Origin of the sequence: Rhizobium sp. JAB6 (assembly GCF_003024605.1) — a bacterium.
GTDB lineage: Bacteria > Pseudomonadota > Alphaproteobacteria > Rhizobiales > Rhizobiaceae > Rhizobium.
Genome location: NZ_PYJQ01000005.1, coordinates 571,734 through 590,981 on the forward strand (window position 1 = coordinate 571,734; position 19,248 = coordinate 590,981).

At 57.8% G+C, this 19,248-nt stretch carries 17 protein-coding genes and 2 tRNA genes; 10 read left to right on the forward strand and 9 right to left on the reverse strand.

The window, feature by feature from the left end; translation table 11 throughout:
* Positions 1-6 precede the first annotated feature (6 nt).
* On the reverse strand, positions 7-891 hold the full coding sequence (locus C7U61_RS08620; RefSeq protein ID WP_106997666.1) for a sugar ABC transporter permease: 885 nt from the start codon (positions 889-891) through the stop codon (positions 7-9).
* A gap of 99 nt (positions 892-990) precedes the next feature.
* Positions 991-2,343 carry an extracellular solute-binding protein gene (locus C7U61_RS08625; protein ID WP_106997667.1) on the reverse strand — a complete coding sequence of 451 codons (1,353 nt, stop codon included), beginning with the start codon at positions 2,341-2,343 and terminating at the stop codon, positions 991-993.
* 323 nt (positions 2,344-2,666) lie between these two features.
* Here C7U61_RS08625 and C7U61_RS08630 point away from each other — a divergent pair, with 323 nt between their 5' ends.
* The gene (locus tag C7U61_RS08630) at positions 2,667-3,224 is read left to right on the forward strand and encodes a sugar O-acetyltransferase (RefSeq protein ID WP_106997668.1); all 558 of its coding nucleotides are present in this window, start codon (positions 2,667-2,669) and stop codon (positions 3,222-3,224) included.
* 12 nt (positions 3,225-3,236) lie between these two features.
* Here C7U61_RS08630 and C7U61_RS08635 read toward each other — a convergent pair whose 3' ends face one another.
* Positions 3,237-3,548 (reverse strand): hypothetical protein, encoded by a 312-nt coding sequence (locus tag C7U61_RS08635; RefSeq protein ID WP_106997669.1) that lies wholly within the window; start codon positions 3,546-3,548, stop codon positions 3,237-3,239.
* Positions 3,549-3,664: 116 nt separating this feature from the next.
* On the opposite strand from C7U61_RS08635, the gene C7U61_RS08640 reads away from it, so the two are divergent.
* Both C7U61_RS08640 and C7U61_RS08645 read left to right on the forward strand, forming a co-directional pair.
* A tRNA-Asn gene (locus C7U61_RS08640) sits at positions 3,665-3,739 on the forward strand.
* Between the two features lie 292 nt (positions 3,740-4,031).
* Entirely contained in the window at positions 4,032-4,451 is a 420-nt protein-coding gene (locus tag C7U61_RS08645) for a DoxX family protein (protein ID WP_106997670.1), read from the forward strand.
* A 666-nt stretch (positions 4,452-5,117) separates the two neighbouring features.
* On the opposite strand, the gene C7U61_RS19720 is transcribed toward C7U61_RS08645, so the two are convergent.
* From C7U61_RS19720 to C7U61_RS08670, 4 genes are all read right to left on the reverse strand, one after another.
* Positions 5,118-5,249 carry a hypothetical protein gene (locus tag C7U61_RS19720; RefSeq protein WP_280952765.1) on the reverse strand — a complete coding sequence of 44 codons (132 nt, stop codon included), beginning with the start codon at positions 5,247-5,249 and terminating at the stop codon, positions 5,118-5,120.
* 360 nt (positions 5,250-5,609) lie between these two features.
* Positions 5,610-6,713 (reverse strand): porin, encoded by a 1,104-nt coding sequence (locus C7U61_RS08660; protein WP_106997673.1) that lies wholly within the window; start codon positions 6,711-6,713, stop codon positions 5,610-5,612.
* Positions 6,714-7,501: 788 nt separating this feature from the next.
* A tRNA-Cys gene (locus tag C7U61_RS08665) sits at positions 7,502-7,575 on the reverse strand.
* A gap of 644 nt (positions 7,576-8,219) precedes the next feature.
* Entirely contained in the window at positions 8,220-8,660 is a 441-nt protein-coding gene (locus C7U61_RS08670) for a Rap1a/Tai family immunity protein (protein ID WP_106997674.1), read from the reverse strand.
* Between the two features lie 435 nt (positions 8,661-9,095).
* Here C7U61_RS08670 and C7U61_RS08675 point away from each other — a divergent pair, with 435 nt between their 5' ends.
* The 6 genes from C7U61_RS08675 (at position 9,096) to exoR (ending at position 17,082) form a co-directional block, all read left to right on the forward strand.
* Positions 9,096-9,746 carry a protein-L-isoaspartate O-methyltransferase gene (locus tag C7U61_RS08675; protein WP_106997675.1) on the forward strand — a complete coding sequence of 217 codons (651 nt, stop codon included), beginning with the start codon at positions 9,096-9,098 and terminating at the stop codon, positions 9,744-9,746.
* A gap of 259 nt (positions 9,747-10,005) precedes the next feature.
* Positions 10,006-10,869 carry a DUF2497 domain-containing protein gene (locus C7U61_RS08680; RefSeq protein WP_106997722.1) on the forward strand — a complete coding sequence of 288 codons (864 nt, stop codon included), beginning with the start codon at positions 10,006-10,008 and terminating at the stop codon, positions 10,867-10,869.
* 123 nt (positions 10,870-10,992) lie between these two features.
* Complete coding sequence (locus tag C7U61_RS08685; RefSeq protein ID WP_106997676.1) at positions 10,993-13,836, forward strand: valine--tRNA ligase; 2,844 nt, start codon at positions 10,993-10,995, stop codon at positions 13,834-13,836.
* Positions 13,837-14,337: 501 nt separating this feature from the next.
* A complete protein-coding gene (locus C7U61_RS08690) occupies positions 14,338-15,597 on the forward strand; it encodes an OmpP1/FadL family transporter (protein WP_106997677.1) in 1,260 nt (419 codons plus the stop codon).
* A gap of 311 nt (positions 15,598-15,908) precedes the next feature.
* Positions 15,909-16,286, forward strand: coding sequence for a hypothetical protein (locus C7U61_RS19360; protein WP_146143947.1), 378 nt, complete (start codon positions 15,909-15,911; stop codon positions 16,284-16,286).
* Positions 16,279-17,082, forward strand: coding sequence for an exopolysaccharide production regulator ExoR (gene exoR / locus C7U61_RS08695; protein WP_106997678.1), 804 nt, complete (start codon positions 16,279-16,281; stop codon positions 17,080-17,082). Before C7U61_RS19360 ends, exoR begins: the two co-directional genes overlap by 8 nt.
* A 63-nt stretch (positions 17,083-17,145) precedes the next feature.
* On the opposite strand, the gene xth is transcribed toward exoR, so the two are convergent.
* Both xth and erpA read right to left on the reverse strand, forming a co-directional pair.
* Positions 17,146-17,937 carry an exodeoxyribonuclease III gene (gene xth, locus C7U61_RS08700; RefSeq protein ID WP_106997679.1) on the reverse strand — a complete coding sequence of 264 codons (792 nt, stop codon included), beginning with the start codon at positions 17,935-17,937 and terminating at the stop codon, positions 17,146-17,148.
* Between the two features lie 129 nt (positions 17,938-18,066).
* Positions 18,067-18,399, reverse strand: a complete 333-nt coding sequence (erpA, locus tag C7U61_RS08705; protein WP_106997680.1) for an iron-sulfur cluster insertion protein ErpA — start codon at positions 18,397-18,399, stop codon at positions 18,067-18,069.
* 302 nt (positions 18,400-18,701) lie between these two features.
* Here erpA and dgt point away from each other — a divergent pair.
* The coding region (dgt, locus tag C7U61_RS08710; protein WP_146143948.1) for a dGTP triphosphohydrolase at positions 18,702-19,248 on the forward strand (547 nt) is incomplete at its 3' end.

Below are 19,248 nucleotides of genomic sequence, written 5' to 3' on the forward strand. Positions count from 1 at the left end.
TCAGCCTCAACGGTAATGCACGCGCTTCTCGATGAAGCGGAACTGGAAGATGGTAAGCAGGACGATCAGCAGCATGAGAATGATGCTCTGCGCCGCCGCACCGGAAAAATCGAGACCTTTGAAGCCGTCCGAATAGATCTTGTAGACCATGAGGTTGGTCGAGTTGTGCGGGCCGCCCGATGTCATGATGTCGACGATGCCGAATGAATCCTGGAAGCTTTCGGTGATGTTGATGACGAGCAGGAAGAAGATCGTCGGCGTGATCAACGGGAACTGGATGTCCCAGAAGCGGCGGAGCACGCCGGAGCCGTCCATGGCGGACGCCTCGATCAGCGCGCGCGGAATGGCCTGGAAAGCGGCCAGGAAGAAGATGAAGCTGTATCCGATATATTTCCACGAGAAGGCGGCGATGATGCAGGCCATGGCGGCGTTGCCATCAAGACCCGGGTCCCAAAATCCCGGCCACCAGTGATTGACCACGGCCATGAGTCCTGCTTCCGGCGCCAGGATGAAGCGGAACGCCATCGCCGATGCGGGCGCAGCAATACCGTAAGGCCAGATCAGGACTACGCGATAGATTTTCGAGCCGCGCAGCTGCCGGTCGGTTAGCGCCGCAAGTATCAGCCCGCCCACCATGGAAATACTTGTGCTGATAGCAGCGAAGATGATGCTGATCGTGACCGAGTTCCAGTAATCGGAACTGGCGAGAATGGATTTGAAATTGTCGAGACCGACCCAGATGTTGCCGCCGCCCCAGGGTTGCTGCAGCGTCAAGGACCAGAAGACCGCCTGACCGGCCGGCCAATAGAAAAAGGTGAAGATAAGGAGCAGCTGCGGCACTGCGAACAAGATGCCGACGCTCCATTTGTTAAAAGTTACTCGTTTTTCCATGGTCTCTACCGGCTTGAGATCTCGATGCCACGCTTGGCCTCATAACGAACGTCCGCCGGGAAACCCCGGCGGACGCTGTTCTGTTATGAGCTTTACCGCTTATGGCAGCTGCTTGCCCTTGTAGGTGGCTTGGAAGCGCTCGAGCACGGCGTCGCCGTTCTTGACGAGGGTGTCGATGCCTTCCTGGACGCTGACCTTGTTGGCGAAGATGGCCTGCATCTGATTGCCGAACTCGGCGCGGATCTGCGTGAAGCTGCCGAGGCGGATACCGCGGGTGATCGCGGTCGGCTCGGAAGCGGTCAGGCTGGCGATCGCGACTTCGCGACCCTTGTAAGGAGCCTTGTCGTAGAAGCCGGAGGACTTCATGAATTCGAAGCCGGACTTCGTAACCGGGATGTAGCCGGTGTTGGTCGACCAGAAGAGGGCGGTCTCGGGCTTGGCGATGAAGTTCAGGAACGCGGCAGCGCCTTTGTATTCGTCCGACGACTTGCCGGAGAGAACCCAGAGCGAAGCGCCGCCGACGAGCGAATTCTTGCGCTCGGTGCCGGCGTAGACCGGAAGCTCGGCCACATCCCAGTTCATGCCGGCCTTCTGCGTCTTGCCGACCGTACCGTGATCGCCGACCGAGGTCATGATCATCTGGCAATCGCCGGCGGCGAAGGCCTGAACCATATCCTGGCCGAGGTCCTTGGACTTGATCTTGACGAGACCCTGGTCGTACCAGCTCTTGAGATCCGTTACGTACTTGACGAACTTCGTCTTGTTGACGGTCAGGCGGGCGTCGAGACCGTCATAACCGTTGTTCTTAGTGGCAATCGGCTGATCGTGGATGGCCGAGAACTGCTCCATCAACTGCCAGCTTTCGTTGCCGGAGATATTGATTGCCATCGGGCAGTCATAGCCGGCGCCCTTCAGCGCCTTCATGTCTTCGGCGGCTTCTTCCCAGGTCTTCGGAGCGGCAGTCCTGCCGATCTTGGCGAAGGCGTCCTTGTTCCAGTAGAGCAGGGCGGTCGAAGAGTTGAAAGGGAAGGAAAGCAGTTCGCCCTTCGAGGTGGCGTAATAGCGCGCGATACCGGGGAAATAGTTGTTCCAGTCGACCTTGTAGTTATTCTCGGCCATCAGCTTGTCAACCGGATAGTAGGCGCCCGAGAGCATCATCGTCGCGGTACCGACGTCATAGACCTGGACGATCGTCGGCTGCTTGCCGGCGCGGAAGGCGGCAATGGTGTTCTGCAGGGCGGCGTCGTAATTGCCTTGGCTGACACAGGAAACTTCATAATCCTTCTGGGAATCGTTGAAATTCTTGCAGAGCGTCTCGACCACGCGCTGGAGGTCGCCCGACAGGCCAAACCAGAAATCGAACTTGACGGGAGCTGCGGCAGCCGGCATCGCCAGAGCGACGCTCATGACGCCTGCGGCGGCGGCAGAAATGTAGTTTTTAAGTTTCGACATAACCCTATTTCCTTTTGAAAGCTCGGAACCGATGGCCTTGCGCAAGTCCGCGGTAGCGCGGGTTATAGACAAGCTGTGTGACAGTTTGTTGTGGGCAAGAACCCCGCATCGGCGGGCTTTTTCATAGGGATCACAGGTCTTTGGCGGAGTGCTCTTTGCAGGATCGTGCAGTTGAGCTTTCACTAATCAAGGGATGTAGCTGGCAGGTGTTCGCTCATAGATTGCTGATCGGCAAAAGACGCAATACTCTTTCTTGCGTGTGTCCAGCACCATGTTGCAAGATCGCTGACGGGGATGTTCGGAAGATATGGAGGAGGGGGAATATGGGTCTCAGCGAGCGGCAGAAAATGGCGGCGGGGGAGTGGTACTGCTGTTTCGATCCGGAGCTTGACACCTTGCGCTGGCGGGCGCGCGAGGCGGTGCACGCGCATAACACGATGCCGCCGTCCGAACGCGGCCATCTCGCACCGGCCTTAGCTGCACTCTTTGCCGAGATCGGCGAAGAGGTCTTTATAGAGGCACCGTTTCACTGCTCGTATGGCATCAATATCTCGCTCGGCCGCCGCGTCTATATGAATGCCGGCTGCACGATCCTCGACAGCGCCGGCGTACGGATCGGCGACGGCAGCATGCTTGGGCCCGGAGTCCACATATATTGTGCCGAGCATCACAAGGATGCCGAACTGCGCGGAGCAGGCCTTGAGGTCGCGCGGCCGGTGACGATCGGCAGAAGCGTATGGATTGGCGGTGGAGCGATCCTCGTCGGCGGCATCACGGTGGGCGATGGCGCCATCATCGGCGCTGGCGCGGTCGTCACCAGAGATGTTGCTGCAGGTTCAACCGTCGTCGGCAACCCGGCTCGTTCGATCCGTGAAGGGTAGGAAGAAGAGAGCTTAGTTCGCCGGGCGGCGTTTTCGCGTCCACCATACGGCGAAGCGGCGGCGCCAGCGGCGCACCATCGGCATATCGTGGGAGAGCACGATGAAGCCCAGTGGCAGCATCCAGAAGCCGAGCACTGGCAGGAAGCCGAGCAGTCCGCCAAAAATGAGCGCTATCCCCACGCCAACCCGGGCAAGGCGCGATCGGGGCAGGGGAATTCTCACCGAGCCGAAAACCAGCTCGCGGGTTGAGGGATCAATGCCGAAACGGCGGGTTTTCCGGCCGTTCCGATCGGCATTTGCTGTCGTTTCGCTTTGATCGGTCATCCACAGGAAATGGTGGCGCGAGGAAATAATGCAAGAGAATGCATTTTTTTTGAAAAAACCGCTTGGCAAATCGGGAAAGCATTTGTATTACCCCGCTCACACCGCGCCAAGCGCATTCCCTGGTAGCTCAGCGGTAGAGCATTCGACTGTTAATCGACAGGTCGCCGGTTCGAATCCGGCCCGGGGAGCCACTTTTTTCCTTAAAAAATGCGATATTGAAAGCGTAACGATCGCTTTTTCTGTTCGGTGCCTTTGCCCCATCGCGCTGTGAACGACTTGTGTCGGCGCGGGAGGGGAATGCTTTAACAGCCCAATTTTGCAGTTTATTGCATCAGCTCATGCTCACGGTTTGACAGTCTTGCTCTTCCGGCCGTGTCGCCGCAGGCGCAGCGTTCTCGTTGCTTGGCTTTCGAAGACGTGGCACGATCGCTGCGCTCGCGCCCAGTGGGGGATGGGAGCAAGTTTGGGAGAAGGGGTTTCTACATGTTGGGCGAAGCGACTGGGCATAATACGGAGATCCGCCGTATTTCATGGACAGGGTGGACGATCTCGTCGATCGTCATCCTCGCATTTGCGGCAGATGCCGCTGTGAATTTGTTCGCACCGTCAATGGTGAGTGCACAGATGCAGGAAACGGGGTTCTCGGCAAGCCAGGCGATGCCTTTGGGGCTCTTCGTTCTCCTTTGCGTAATTCTCTATGCGATCCCGCGCACCGCCGTGCTCGGCGCCATCCTGATGACGGGCTTTCTCGGCGGCGCGATTTGCACGCATTTCCGTCTCGGAGAAATCGGCTCCCCTCCACAGCTTATAAGTTTACTTTTGGGTGTCATGGCGTGGGGCGGGCTGTATCTTCGTGACAGGCGGATAAGAAGCCTCCTGCCTCTCCGCTCCGCGATCGGCTGAACCGGAAGCAGGCTGCTGGCGAAGCTCTTTTGTCTTGCAATACCAGACCATAAGACCGGTATTTGGCTCGTTATGAACTAGGAGCGCATTGGATGAATAAAACTGTGCTGAAGAGCGGCGCCTGATGGTCTTCTATAAACCCTCGGGCCGCCGCTTTTGCGTGGCTACCCCGTGGTATTCTAACAAAAATAGTTCAAGGTGGGGTTGCTCTCGCGAATGTGAGAGGATGTTCATGTATCGTTAATGCAGCGTGGCGCATGAACATATATGCGCGATCCGCGCAGCATAGTCCCCCAATGCTTTAGAGGTTCGACATGAAAAATCTGATTCTTGCTTCTGCAGTCGCCGTAGCATCGATTTTTGCCGTCAGCTCGCCGTCCGAGGCTGCTCCGATGCATCATCGTCATTACCACCGCCATCATCATCACTGCTATATGAAGAAGGTGAAGCACCGGGTTCACGGCCGCTGGGTCGTCCGCAGAGTACGCGTCTGCCGTTAATCGGAAGTCATCCGGAACTGACGCGAGTTTCGTAAGATCAGAAGGCCGCTGCCGGTTTCTCCGGCAGCGGCCTTATCATTTGCCGGCGAAACAGCCATGGATGATGCATGGACCGCCGGTATGACGAGAATGATCCGGTGTAGCTGTTAAGGCCGGATCTCGAACATTACACCGCCATGGTGCCGATGATGATAATAACGGCGATCGTCCCGCCACCTGTCGTTCCAATGACGGCGCTCCCAGCGCCGTTCCCGCCAATGGCGGTGATCACGATCGCGCCAATAAGCTCTCCGGTCATCGTCGTAATATCTGCGCGTCCCCTGCTCTTGAACCAGGATGACGTTGGACGCCATCGGTGACGATGAGTTGGCCAGTGGCATTGAGGCCGCGGGGAAGGTGGCGGTCAACAGCGCGCCCACGGCCAATGCGGCGCTTAAAGCGAGTGAAGCGAAGTGTTTCAAGATGGTAACTCCTATATTCAGTCGCGTCCCTTTCACGATGTAACGTCACGGCGGCGGCTAGGTTCCCTCCAGCTATTGAGGTGGAGAACCTTGCGCCCATCGCAGGAGAGCGGGCGATTTAGGAGTTGCCAAAAAAAGGGGGCCAGCAGGGAAAGCCGGCCCCCTTCCTTCTCTGATCGGAGGTCAATCTGATCAGGTTAGAAGTTGCGTTCGAAGCGCAGGATGCCCGAAACGGTGTCGTCGTGGGCATAGTCATAGTGAACGTAAGTCAGTTCAGGCTCGACCAGGAGGTTCTTGACCGGGTTGAACTTCAGGTTCGTGGTTGCTTCGAAGATCTTCGAGTCGCTGTAAGCAAGCTGCAGGTTCCACTTCAGCTTGTCGTTGAAGGGAACGCCAACGCCGCCCCAAACAGCCCAGTCACCCCAGCCGCACTTCGATGCATTGACAGTGCCGTTCGGCGCCGTGCAAGCGGAGATGTCCTGGTTGGTACCGGCGTATTTGTTGAGCTTGTCGCCGTCGGTGTTCCAGCCACCCATCAAGAAGGCCGTGAATGCACCGAAGTCAGCGTCGACACGAGCCTTGATGGCGCCTTCTTCGACGATCGAGTCGTAGCCGCCGACGACCTTGAAGCCCCAGGCGCCGGACTTGAAGCCGGCACCGGCAACGACGTCAGGAGCGTAATGGTTGGCCTTGTCGTCCGTCCACCAGCTTGCACCGTAGGAAGCGCCGGAGCCGCTGGAGTTCGAGTCTTCGAGCGAGACCACGGCCGAGAAGCCGTTGCCAGCGTCATATTCATAGGTCAACTGGTTGAGTTCGTACGGGCCGTCATAGATCACGTCGTCGTTGATGACGTCGCCGGCGTAGCCGATGTACAGGTTGTACTGCGAGTCCTTCTTACCAACGGTGAAACCACCGAGGCTTATGTAGGACCACAGCAGATTGGTGGAGGTGGCGCCGCCATCGTGCCAGTCCCAGCGAACGATGGTTTCGGTCTTCAGCGGACCGTATTCGGTGTCGGTCGCGGTGTCGACGTTCAGCTCGGCACGAGTATGCCACAATGTGCCCTGATGGCTGTCGCGGTTGTAAGCGTTGTACCATTCACCTTCGGTACGTACCTTGCCGCCGATCTTGAGGCAGGTTTCGGTGCCCGGGATGAAGAAGTAGCCAGCACCGTACGCGTCGCAGATGCGGACGTATTCCAGCGGCTCCGGCTCGGCTGCGACGATTGCGTCAGCCGCGTGAGCACCGGATACTGCTGCAAGAGCAGCAGCGGAGCCGAGAAGAAGGCTCTTGATGTTCATAATAACTCCAATCTTTCTTGATTGGGCATGAGATATCGCGCCGAAAACGACGTGCCCAACCCCATCCCGTTCGTGTTCCCTATCAGTAGGTGCGAAGTAATAAGCTTCGCGAACTATTTCCTGAACCTGCTTGGGTGATTTGGCAAGATACTAAGGGGATGGAACTATATGTGTACTACTTGAAAATGGGTGTTGTTGCAAAAATGACGCAATTCGCAGAGCCTCGCCGGTCGGAACGCCGTTTGACCGCATTCGAATAGGTTCTGTCCGGCGAACTAGAAAAGCGTATATGTCTTGGAGCGCTAGAAGCGGCCGGCGCGCCGATGTCGGCGGGTGAGGGTAGAAAACCGCTATAGTATGATGTCACCGGCGCTCGCGCTCGCGCTCGGCCGATTGCCGTGCGGGTGGCTGTACTGAGGCGGATTTACTGAGCCGTGAGCAACGATGTCGGGTGAGAAAACTGATACGGGATGAGCGTCATTCTGCGGCGGAGAAGATGGCAGCTCGTCTGGAAAATCCATTTTGGTGCGAGTGCCGCTGTCTGACTGTGGTGCGTCCGACGACATTACTGGGGGCGTAGTCTCGTCGGACGCGGCACTGTCCGGTCCGTGGGTGGCATACAAGCCGGTGGTACTAATTCTAGCATCTACCCTAGGTCCCCATAACCTACCTGAATGGGCTGGCGGCAACGGCGCCTCCGGACGGGCGGCTATACCCGATTCGACAAGGTTCCTTTTGGTCCGGCCGCAGCGGGGACATGTCTGGATCATAAATCATTTTGGAAGAGATGGAGGCCTCGCCCGGAATCGAACCGGGGTGCAAGGATTTGCAGTCCTCTGCGTAACCACTCCGCCACGAGGCCATCCGAAAGCAATTTGCGTTGTGGTGGCGCGGATTTAGAATGATCCAAAGAAAACCGCAAGAGGGTTCATTCTGAATTCTGTCCTTTTTTCATTCCGAAAAAAATATTTGCCATGCGGACGATGAATGCATTGGCGCAGGGATTGGGCGAGCCCGCCGACATGCTCATGTCGATGTGAACTATATCTGCGAGCCACATCGCCGCAATATATGATCGCGCGACACTATCGTGCGCAGCTTTTAAGCATGGAGAGATTGGACAGCCACGCTGAAACTTCGAACCTCCCGTTGAGGAGGATCCATGACGAAGCCGCCAGCAGAGCAGTTCCGGTGAGCTCGCGATCCATGAAAAGCAAAAGCGGTCCAGTCTAGGGAAAAAACTGGGCCGCCTTTTGCTGGACTAGAGGTCAATCAAATTCAGCACGCTAATTATAAGATTGGCTTAGTATTTGTCAACAGGAATGCGACACAGTGCCTTCGTGCATCGAGCATGATGTCTCGGCTTTGATCTCTCTCGCAGGATCGCCCCGCGATGCATTCGCTTCGCAATCTGGGCGGATAGGGCTATCTCCGGACTCAGTGAATCATTGAGAGATGTCCGCAGCGCCGGTGGCGCATGGGAAATCGGGCCGCGCTGGTAAGGGCCTATTCCTCAAGACACGGAAAGGCGAATTTATAGGCGCGCGCGATCAGAGAACTGGCGGGCCGCTCCAGTTGCCAGGAGTGCTCGGCCATCCATTTGCAGGCTATCGTCGTCGCCTTCGTGTTGCTGAGCTCGGGCGGTAGGCAGAAAGCGCCGACGAACTGTTGAAGGTAGCGCTCATAGCGCGAGGAGTTTTTGGGAGTTTGCTTCGTGGCCCGGATCGTCAGGTTCTTCGTTCGCTGGGCCTCGTCCAGAATCCCCTGAATGTAGACCGAAGCGAGCGCTCGATCCTCTTCGCACCATTCGTCGAGCTGTTTTCCGGTAACGACGTGTCCGATGATCGGGGCTGTCTCTTTAGGCTCGTCCTCGCTTGACGTTTCCTCGCTGAACGCGACCTGGGGCAAAAGAAGAAGAAGCGCTGCGGCGAAGAGCGAAAGCCTCATTCGGAAAACCTACATCATCGAGGAAAGACTCGCGGCCAGAAAAACCACCAGCGGCAGCGAGGTTACGACGAAAAGAACGAGAGAAACAGGCATCCCAGCCACCTTCTATTCAAATTTAATATCTGGGCCGAATGGCTTCGGGCCGGAAGGTCGATTGGTCCACCGCGCGGGTGCAACGCATTGAAGCGTGGTCGCGGGAAGTTAACATTTTGCTAACGGCGTCCCGATGCTGAGCATGGCGGATCCCTAAGATGCCGCGTATCCCGGGGCGCTGACTTGATTTGCGGATGTCGATTGTTGTTCGCGGGCGACGCCCCGCCATGAATCTCCGCGCCTGTTGCCGCAATGCCTTGAAAGCGCAGCGTCAGGCGATTAAGACACGCGTAACAGAAAGTAGAGCCAGCCCGTTCGGGCACCAGGGCGCAAGAGGATAAGATGGATTTCGAAGCAGCGCGCGTGAAGATGGTCGAGAACCAGATCCGGACCACGGATGTCACCTCCCATTCCGTGTTGAATGCATTTTTCGCCGTACCGCGCGAAAATTTCGTACCGGAGAAATCGAAACTTCTGGCCTATGTCGATTGCGATATCGAGGTCGCTCCTAGCCGCTTCCTGATGGAAGCATCGCCGCTCGCAAAGCTGCTGCAGCTCGGCACCATCACCAAGGACGACAAGGTTCTCGATGTCGGCTGCGGCACGGGTTATGCATCCGCCGTCCTGTCGCTCCTCGCCGGCAAGGTTGTCGCGCTTGAATCCGATGAAGGGCTCGCGGCCCAGGCGAAGAGCAATCTTGCCGCGCTTGGCTACGACAACGTGACCGTCGTTCGCGGTGATCTTGAAAAGGGGCATGCCGCCAATGCACCCTACGATGTAATTTTCCTCAACGGTTCGATCGAGCAGTTGCCGCAGGACCTGCTTGCCCAGCTCGGCGAAGAGGGCCGCCTGATCACGGTTATCGGCTATGGCCATGCCGCCCGCGCGACCGTTTTCATGCGTGAACGCGGTGCCTTTTCGGAAAATGTCTTCTTCAACGCCTCGATCAAGCCGCTGCCGGGCTTTGCAAAGACGAAGGAATTCGTCTTCTGATTTTCTGAATGTCCGATGATTGAGCTTTGCGACAGGCGCTTCCGGGCGCCTGTTTTTTATTGTCACCGCCTGTGGCAGAATCATCCTTAGCAGAGCGATTCGACGTGATCGTAACAAAACTGTGCATCACCGGGTTTAGTGCTTTTCAGGTGATTTTGTTCCCGAAGACAGTCATCTAGGGTGGCCCTGATTCGGGTGCCGCCTGGTGAGTTTCTGGTGCGAGTTTCCGGTCGTCGAATATGGGAAAACGGGGATGAATATGGCTCAGCCAAATGTAGTGCGTGAACCGTCCATGGAAGAGATTCTGGCGTCGATTCGCAGGATCATCGAAAGCAATGAACCCGTAGGCGCCAAGCCGACCCCCGCGACGCATTTTCCCCCCTCCGGCATGCGCGCCGACGATATTCAATTGACCATCGATGAAGAGTTTGCGGCCGCTGATCGCGCCCGTGCCGTCGAACAGGATCCGCGTTTCGTCGCCGCAAACTCGCAGCTGCCGGTTGCCGAACCGGAAGCTGCCGGCCGCGGTCTCTCGTTGGCTGATGTTGCCGCGCGCGTGCGCGCTGCTTCCGAACGCAACACTGCCGCTTTGCTGAATGCAGGGCGCGAGCCGCAGCCGCGTGAGCTGCCGCCGGCCATAGCCGCGCGCCTTGCCGAGGTGAATGTCGAGCCGGTCGCCGATGTCCCCTTGAGACAGGCCATTGCAGATGTTGCCGCACCGATGGCTCAGCCGGTGATCCGCGCGCCCGAAGTGGAATCGGAGACGGAAGAGCGGAAGCCGGTGGCTGCCGCTGTGGCGCCTCAGGTCGCAGCGTCCGTTGACGCACCTATTTTCGAGGCGCCGGAACCCGCCGTTGCCATGGAGGTGGAAGCATCCTTGTCGTCGACGCAGGCCGTGTCCGCGTCGCCACTGATGTCGGAAGCTGCCGGTGCTCAGGTTTCCCGCTCATTCGAGGAATTGGCCGCCATTGTTGACGGCAGTCCGCGCCGCTCTCTCGATGAGCTGGCCCAGGAGATGCTGCGCCCCATGCTGCAGGAATGGCTCGACGATAACTTGCCGACGCTTGTCGAACGCCTCGTCCGTGAGGAGATCGAACGGGTGGCTCGCGGTTCGCGCCGCTGACGCGCCTGAGCTTCGGCTTAACCGATCCGCCGCTCCGGGCTCCGGGGCGGCTTTTTTATTGACTTGCCCACAGCCATCCTATTTACAACCCGCATCACCCAGTCCTCTAGATCCGGTCATAAAATGCTCGACAAAACATATGATTCCGCCACCGTCGAACCGAAGATCGCCCAAAAATGGGATGAGGCCGACGCTTTTCGCGCCGGCGCGAACGCCAAGCCGGGCGCGGAAACCTTCACGATCGTCATACCGCCGCCGAACGTGACCGGTTCGCTGCATATGGGTCATGCGTTGAACAACACGTTGCAGGACATCATGGTGCGGTTCGAGCGCATGCGCGGCAAGGACGTGCTCTGGCAGCCAGGCATGGACCATGCCGGCATTGCCACGCAGATGGTTGTCGAACGCCGTCTCGCCGAGCGCCAGCAACCGGACCGCCGCAAGATGGGCCGCGAGGCCTTCATTGAGAAGATCTGGGAATGGAAGGCAGAATCGGGTGGCTTGATCTTCAATCAGTTGAAGCGTCTCGGCGCCTCCTGCGACTGGTCGCGCGAACGCTTCACGATGGACGAGGGCCTGTCCAAGGCCGTTCTCGAAGTCTTCGTCACACTCTACAAGGAAGGCCTGATCTACAAGGACAAGCGCCTCGTCAATTGGGATCCTAAGCTCCTGACGGCCATCTCCGATATGGAGGTCGAGCAGCATGAGGTGAAGGGCAATCTCTGGCACCTGCGCTATCCGCTGGAGCCGGGCGTTACCTATGAGTATCCGATCGCCTTTGACGAGGAAGGCAAGCCGACCGAATTCGAAACGCGTGACTATATTGTCGTTGCGACGACGCGTCCGGAAACGATGCTCGGCGATACCGGGATCGCAGTCAATCCGGAAGACGAGCGTTACCGGGGCATCGTCGGCAAGCACGTCATCCTGCCAATCGTTGGCCGCAGGATTCCGATTGTCGCCGATTCCTATGCCGATCCAGCCGCCGGTACCGGCGCAGTCAAGATCACCCCGGCGCATGATTTCAACGACTTCGAAGTCGGCAGGCGCGCCGGGCTGCGCGCCATCAACGTCATGGACGTCGATGCTTCGATTACCATCAAGAACAATGAGGATTTCCTTCAGGATCTCGATCATCCCGCAGCGCTGCACGGCGCTTGGGACGAGCTTGAAGGCAAGGACCGCTTCGAGGCACGTAAGATCATCGTCCGCATCTTCGAAGAGGCCGGTTTGCTCGACAAGATCGAGCCGCACACGCACGTGGTCCCCCACGGCGATCGCGGCGGCGTGCCGATCGAGCCCCGTCTGACCGAACAGTGGTTCGTCGACAACAAGACGCTGGGACAGCCTGCGCTGGAATCCGTCCGCGAGGGCAGGACCAAGTTCATCCCCAGGAATTGGGAAAACACCTATTTCAACTGGCTTGAAAACATCGAGCCGTGGTGCATTTCCCGCCAGCTCTGGTGGGGCCATCAGATTCCCGCGTGGTATGGGCCGGATGGTCAGGTCTTTGTTGAAAAGACCGAGGAAGAAGCGCTGCAGGCAGCGATACAGCATTATCTTTCGCATGAAGGGCCGATGAAGGCCTATGTCGAAGACCTGCTGGAGAACTTCAAGCCGGGCGAAATCCTGACGCGCGACGAAGACGTGCTCGACACCTGGTTCTCGTCGGCACTCTGGCCGTTCTCGACACTCGGCTGGCCGGACGAGACGCCTGAACTGGCGCGCTATTATCCGACGAACGTCCTCGTTACCGGCTTCGATATCATTCCCTTCTGGGTCGTTCGCATGATGCAGATGGGCCTGCATTTCATGAAGGATGAGAACGGCAATCCCGTAGAGCCGTTCAGCACCGTCTACATTCATGCCCTGGTGCGCGACAAGAACGGACAGAAGATGTCGAAGTCCAAGGGCAACGTCATCGATCCTCTTGAACTGATCGACCAGTACGGCGCCGATTCCCTGCGTTTCACTCTCGCGATCATGGCCGCGCAAGGCCGCGACGTGAAGCTCGATCCGGCCCGTATTGCGGGCTACCGCAATTTCGGCACCAAGCTCTGGAACGCTACCCGCTTTGCCGAAATGAACGGCGCAAAGAGCGATCCGCATTTCGTCCCGGAAGCGGCAGAGCTTACGGTCAACCGCTGGATCCTGACGGAACTGGCGCGTGCGGAACGTGACGTCACCGAGGCGCTGGAAAGCTTCCGCTTCAATGATGCGGCAGGCGCGCTCTATCGCTTTATCTGGAACCAGTTCTGCGATTGGTATCTCGAGCTCTTGAAGCCGATCTTTAATGGCGAAGATGAAAATGCCAAGGCGGAAGCCCAATCTTGCGCTGCCTACGTCCTGGAAGAGACCTACAAGCTGCTGCATCCGTTCATGCCCTTCATGACCGAAGAGCTATGGGCACATACCGCAGGCGAGGGCAGGGAGCGCGACGGTCTCATCTGCCATGCGGATTGGCCGACGCCGTCCTATGCCGATAACGTCGCCGCCGATGAAATCAATTGGCTGATCGATCTGGTCTCCGGCATTCGCTCCGTGCGTTCGGAAATGAACGTTCCGCCGGCTGCAACGGCACCGCTGGTCGTTGTCGATGCCAATAGCCTGACGCGGGAGCGCTTGTTCCGCCACGACGCCGCCATCAAACGGCTGGCGCGCGTGGAAACGGTCTCGCTTGCCGATACCGCGCCCAAGGGTGCTGCTCAAATCGTCATCGGCGAGGCGACGGTATGCCTGCCGCTCGGCAGCCTCATCGATCTCTCGGCCGAAAAGGCGCGTCTTGAAAAGGCGATTGCCAAGAACGACCAGGAGATTGCCCGCATCGCCGGCAAACTTTCGAACGAAAAGTTTGTGGCCAACGCCAATCCGGACGTCGTTGCCGCCGAGCGCGAGCGTCTCGGCGAACTCGAGGGGCAGCAATCAAGCCTCAAGGTGGCGCTCGCCCGCGTAAGTGAAGCCGGCTGAGGCGCTTGTGTAAACCAGCGCTGTCGCCCAGGACGGATGCGCGCTCAAATGTGAAAAGCGCGATAAGTAAAGCCGAGAGCTCGGCTTCGCGTTGGGAAGCACACATCGAAGAATCGAAAAGGCACGCGGTAATCGTCGCGTGCCTTTCTGTTTATTCGCTCGATTCGACCGAATTGATTTGATGTATGCCGCCAGATCCCCCCGCCAGTTTCGCACAGGCGAAACAGATTATTCATAAAGTGCTGAATGCAATCGAAAAGCAAAGCTGTTGTCATATTGTAACAGAATTGTTGCAGTGAAGAATGAAAATCTCTCTGGGGCTCGAAAATGCTGTTCCGAAAGAAAAAATCACCTACGCCAAGGGATTTTGAGTGGCGGGGTTCGTTTTCTTACGTAAATCAATCGCTCTCTTACATGGCCGGCGCTCTTTCGCGCCACATTGCCAATTTACGCGATCATCGCAACAATCAAACCACTGAATGCACCTGTGGGGGAGATACAATGGCATTTTCTATTGCGCTGAGGGGCGCAGTCACACTCGTCATCGGCTCGTCTCTTGCGAGCGCCGCCTTCGCAGGCGGTCTTGATCGCGGCGGCTACGACATCGATCTGCTCTTTGACAAGGGCCGTTACGTTTTCGAGTCGGGTGTTACCTATGTGATGCCGGACCGCAAGCTGAAGAACGCCAAGGACATCAATCCGGCCGACGGCAATCTCAATAATCGCAGCCGTTCGACGGATGCGTCGGAAAATTACGCCATTCCGTATGCCGGCTTCAAGATCGGCATCACCGACGACCTCGACTGCATGGCTGATTATTCGCAGCCGTTCGGCGGGCACCTCAATGAAGGCGCAAATTGGGCCGGCGCCAACAACGAAACCGAAGTGAAGGTTCGCACGAACAACTATTCGGCCACGTGCTCGTATAAATTTGATGCCGGTCCGGGCCAACTGCGTCTGATCGGCGGCGGCTTCTATCAGGAAGTCAGCGGCTACAAGTCGCGCCTAGTCTATGCCACGCCGGCCCCGATTTCCGCCATTTACAACGGCATGGGCTCGCTCGACATCGACGGTCACGGCTGGGGCTGGCGTGCCGGTATCGCTTACGAAATTCCGGAATATGCCTTCCGCACAAGCCTCGTCTACAACAGCCGGGTCAAATACGACAATCTGAAGGGTAGTGTCGACCTGACCGAAGTACCGCCGCCTGTCGTCCCGGGCTTCGGTGGCAAGGTGACCTCGGTTTTCGGCTCGGCCGATGCCCCTGATTCCCTCGAGTGGAAGGTACAGACTGGCATCGCGCCGGACTGGCTCGCCTTCGGTTCGGTCAAGTGGACGAACTGGAGCATCCTGCAGAGCATTGCACTCTGCCCCAGCTCCACCCGCAGCATATCCTGCAGAGCCAGTGGCCCGACCGAGCTGACTTCACTCGACTTGCTGTACAAGGACGGCTGGACGATCACCGGCGGCGTCGGGCACAAGTTCAACGACAAGTGGAGCGGTGCCGTCAGCCTGACCTGGGATCGCGGCACGAGCGACGGCTATGGTATGAACTCGGATACATGGACCCTCGGCGCGGGCGTGGCCTACAAGGCGACCGAACATGTTCAGTTCAATTTCGGCGGTGCTCTCGGCCTCATGACATCAGGCAAGTCCGGCCCGGTCACGCGAGGCGGTGTCGTCTATGGCAACGATGCGACCTACAGCTTCGGCAATGACTTGGTCGCTGCTCTTCAGACATCGGTTAAAGTCAGCTTCTGATGACGAGCCGTTGAATTGAAGGAGCTTGATGGTTGTTCCTTCGCTTTATTATCGACGTCGCGAGCTCTCACGGGTTTCGCGACGTTTCTTTGTAAGATCGGAAAAATGGAGCATAAACCGCGCCTTCTCCCCGATTCATGGTTAAAGAAAACCCAAGTCCGATAAAATTTTTGTGACGAATTAGCAACACTCTATTTCAAGACATTGCGGCCACGTGATCAGATTACAATTTGTCCATTTCCCGCCACAAATGGGGAGCAGCGATTACGTGGGCACAGGGGCAAGCCTTGTAGAAAGTGCGTAAGCGGTTGATGGGTGAACTTCCACTTTGGCATAAACAACAATTCGGGATCGGAGCCGTGATGCTTCCGGTGCGGTGGAAAAATCATTGTCTGCCAAGGGAAGTCGTCAGCCGGCCGATCTTTGATTTCCATCATCGGAAGGCGATTGCGAACGCTCCTTCGGCGGTGGAACACGATCGCCGCCGCGCGAATGCTGGTTTGGACATAATTGCAAGTTATGCTCGCAATTGTGGCAAACAGCATTGGTTGGAGGTCACGGGAATCGCCATCTCGAAAGACGATCCAGTCTCGTGCGCCATCAGGGAAAACATTCGTGAAACTGGCGGCGTTTATGCAAGCGCCGTAACAGGTCCGAATGGAGCGAAAGAAATCGACTGTTATGTTTAAGTCCGAGTTCATATCAGCGAGAGTCATGATGCTCAGCCTGTCTCTTGCCGCTGCGGTGGTGCTGGCGGGGCAAGCCAAGGCATTTGACATCAATGCCGGCGTCACCAAGGAATCGGGTCCGTTCGATCTCTTCAAGTTCGGCTTCAAGGCCTATAAGAACGGGCAGAAGGAAGAGGCGGTCGAAGCCTATCGCTACGCCGCTGAAAAGGGTCACACCGGCTCCCGCTGGGCTCTGGCCAACATGTATGCCGATGGCGACGGCGTCACGCAGAATGATTTCGAAGCGTTCAAGATCTACAGCGAGATCGCCCAGCAGGGCGTGGAGCCGGGTTCGGAAGATACTGGTTTCTTCATCAATGCGCTGCTGGCGCTTGCGAGCTACTACAAGACCGGCATTCCCAATAGCCCCGTGAAGATCGACCTCAATCAGGCCCGTCAGCTCTATTTCCAGGTCGCCTCGACCTTCGGCGTTCCCGAGGCGCAATTTCAGCTGGCGCAGATGATGCTGTCCGGCGAGGGCGGCGCCACCAACGTTCAGCAGGCCAAGAAATGGCTGAATCAGGCCCGCAAGAGCGGCCATCCGGGCGCCATGGCCGTTTTTGGCAATCTCCTGTTTCAGGAAGGCCAATCCATTCGCGGTCTGGCCTTCATGACGGCGGCACTCGACAAGTGCAAGCCGAAGGATTGCAGCTGGATGGAAGACATGCAGGAACAGGCCTTCTCCGTTGCCAACGAAAACGATCGCCGTGTGGCAGTCTCCATGGCCCATCAGCTCGACGTCGCGGGCTCCGACTGATCGGCATTGCATCGGGCTTCCATCCGGAAGGGATGGATAGCGTTTCCCGACCCGGATTGAAGCCTAGTTGCTGAAATCCAGGTGGGCGACAACGGGGACATGGTCCGACGGTTTTTCCCAGGCGCGCACATGCTTCTCGATTGCCGTTCCGGTGAGGCGATCGGCCGCCTCCGGTGACAGCATCAGGTGATCGATGCGGATACCGTTGTTTTTTGGCCAGGCGCCGGCCTGGTAATCCCAGAATGAGTAAAGCTTGATCGCGTCCGTCGTCGCGCGTACCGCATCGGTAAAGCCGAGATGTTCGAGCCGGCGGAAAGCCTGGCGCGTCTGCGGCAGGAAGAGTGCGTCGCTCTCCCAGACCTTCGGGTCGAAACAATCATGCGGCTCGGGAATGACGTTGTAGTCGCCGGCGAGTATCAGCGGCTCTTCAAGGGCCAGGCGCTCCAGGGCGAATTTGCGCAGGCGCTCCATCCAGGCGAGCTTGTAGGGGTATTTTTCCGTATCGACCGGGTTGCCGTTCGGCAGATAAAGGCAGCAGATTCGCAAGGCGCCATGTCCTTCAACGGAGAACACCGCTTCGATGAAGCGGGCCTGTTCGTCGCTGTCGTCACCCGGCAAGCCGCGCGTCACTTCATCCGGCCTGATCTTCGAGAGAATGGCCACGCCGTTGAAGCCCTTTTGCCCATGCGTTTCGACGTGATAGCCGAGCGCCTCGATCTCCAGCCTGGGAAATCCTTCATCGACCGTCTTGATCTCCTGCAGGCAAGCGATGTCAGGGTTCGAGTCCTTCAGCCACTGGCAGAGATTCTCGATACGCGCTTTGACGCCGTTGATGTTCCAGGTGGCGATTTTCATGGGCGGCTCATTCCTTTGCTTCGCCCTGTTGTATCCGCAGCCGGCGGGCTTGACTACAGCCCATATGAAAACCGGCCCGGAGTGATGGCTCCCGGCCGGTCATCAAACTGTGGAAAAGCTGAATGAGGATCAGATGGCAAAACTCGTGCCGCAGCCGCAACTTGCGACCGCATTCGGATTCTTGATCTGAAAGGATTGTCCAAGCAGGTTGTCGACGAAATCGATCTCGGAGCCCGCCATATAGACCAGCGACAGCTGATCGATCAGGACGGTCGCATTGTCCTTTTCGACAATGATGTCGTCAGCTTCGGGGCCTTCGACGAGATCGAATTTATAGGAAAAACCCGAGCAGCCGCCGCCTTCGACGGCGACACGAAGGGCGCGCTTTCCGGATTCCGCTTCCACGATCGCAGCGATTCGCTTGGCGGCTGCATCCGATAGGGTAACACTTGTCTCAGTCATATCTTCCTCCTGCCGGGGTCAAGATCCGGAGAGAACCAATAAGCCGCTGAACTTTCAAACGGCTGATATCCGTAGCCTTTATCATGAAAGTCAGGCCGGTGACAGCTATGGTTTCCTGGTTGAGCCAGACACCATTTTACTGTTTTCTCGTCTATAGGTATGAAGGCCGCAAAGCGGCGTCAATGGGCCGGGATGTGCGAAGAGCCGGCATGTGCGTCTCGATGGGCAAGCCCGGGACTCATTGCAGGGAGGACCGCCGCGCTGATGGTGGTGCGGGAGCCGAATGCCGGAATGGATAGATAATGACGATTGATACGCATGCATTGGGTTTCGGATATGGGGAAAAGGCAGCCTATGCGACAAATCCCTCGGAATCACGTGGAAGGCTCTACCAGGAAGGCTCGAGCCCGACGCGTTCTGAATTCCAGCGCGACCGCGACCGGATCGTCCACGCGACCGCCTTCCGCCGGTTGAAGCATAAGACCCAGGTCTTCATTGCTCAGGATGGCGACCATTACCGCACTCGATTGACGCATACGATCGAGGTTGCGCAGATCGCCCGCGCCCTGGCGCGGGCCTTGAAGCTGGATGAAGATCTGGCGGAGGGTGTGGCGCTTGTCCACGATTTCGGCCACACGCCTTTCGGTCATACGGGCGAGGATGCGCTGCATGAGGTGCTGCTGCCCTATGGCGGCTTCGATCACAACGCTCAGTCCCTGCGTATCGTCACCAAGCTCGAGCGCCGCTACGCCGATTTCGATGGACTCAATCTTACCTGGGAAACGCTTGAAGGCCTCGTCAAGCACAATGGACCGCTGATGACGCCCGATGGCCAGGGCATCCGCGGTC